The organism is Amycolatopsis sp. SID8362 (assembly GCF_010550475.1).
GTDB lineage: Bacteria > Actinomycetota > Actinomycetes > Mycobacteriales > Pseudonocardiaceae > Amycolatopsis > Amycolatopsis eburnea.
Window position 1 is genome coordinate 1 of the sequence record NZ_JAAGNB010000269.1, and the last position, 1042, is coordinate 1042.

A 1042-nucleotide genomic window follows, 5' to 3' on the forward strand; every position below is an offset into this window, starting at 1 on the left:
CGGCCACCGGCCCGGCCGGCGCCGCCGCGGTACGACCTCGCCCCCGGGCTGCCCGACCTGCGGCACTTCCCGCGACAGCGGTGGGCGGACGCGGTTCGCGAGGTGCTCACGACCGTGCCGCACACCGACTTCGGCCTGCCCGAGCCGGGCGGCCACCCCCGGCTGCGGAAGGTGCTGAGCGACTACCTGCGGCGGGTCCGCGGCGCCGAGACGGCAGATGTCGTGGTCTGCGCCGGTGTCACCGACGGCGTGACCCGCGTTTGCCGCGCGCTGCGCGAAACGGGCATCACGCGGCTGGCCGTCGAAGATCCCGGCTGGACGCGGTTGCACCGCGCCGCCGCGGCCGCCGGGATGGCGATCGATCCGGTCCCGGTCGGCGAAGAAGGCATCGACGTCGGGCGGATCCCGCGCGGGACGCGGGCGGTGCTCGTCACCCCGGCACACCAGTTCCCCACCGGTGTCGTGCTTTCGCCGCGCAGACGTGCCGAACTCCTCGCCTGGGCAAGGGAAACCGACGGGCTGATCCTCGAGGACGACTACGACGCCGAGTTCCGGTACGACCGGCGGCCCGTGGGCACCGTGCAGGGCACCGATCCGGGCCGGGTCGCCCTCTTCGGCTCGGTCAGCAAGACGCTCAGCCCGGCACTCGGGCTCGGCTGGGCCGTCGTCCCTCCACAGTGGACCATCTCGGGGCACGCGCCGCCCGTGGTCGACCAGCTGGCGCTCGCCGGGTTCGTCGGGAGCGGCGGCTACGACCGGCACCTCCGGGCCGCACGGCTGCGGTACCGCGCCCGGCGCGACCTGCTCGTCGAGGCGCTCGCGCCCGCCCGGCTCTCCGGCGCGGCGGCCGGGCTCCACCTCGTCCTGCACCTCGACCGGGCGGCCGACGCCGTTGTGCGAGCGGCGCGGGCGAAGGGCGTCAAGGTGGCCGATCTCGACGACTACCGCGTCGCGCCCGGTGAGCCCGCGCTCGTCCTCGGTTACGGCAACCTCGCCGACAACGCTGTCGGCGAGGCCGCCCGGTTGCTGCGCGAAGCGGCGG

At 75.7% G+C, this 1042-nt stretch carries 1 protein-coding gene; it reads left to right on the forward strand.

Annotated elements, in window-relative coordinates:
• Positions 1-1042 (forward strand): PLP-dependent aminotransferase family protein (locus G3I65_RS08980; protein ID WP_160695679.1); only part of this gene is annotated, 1042 nt, incomplete at both ends.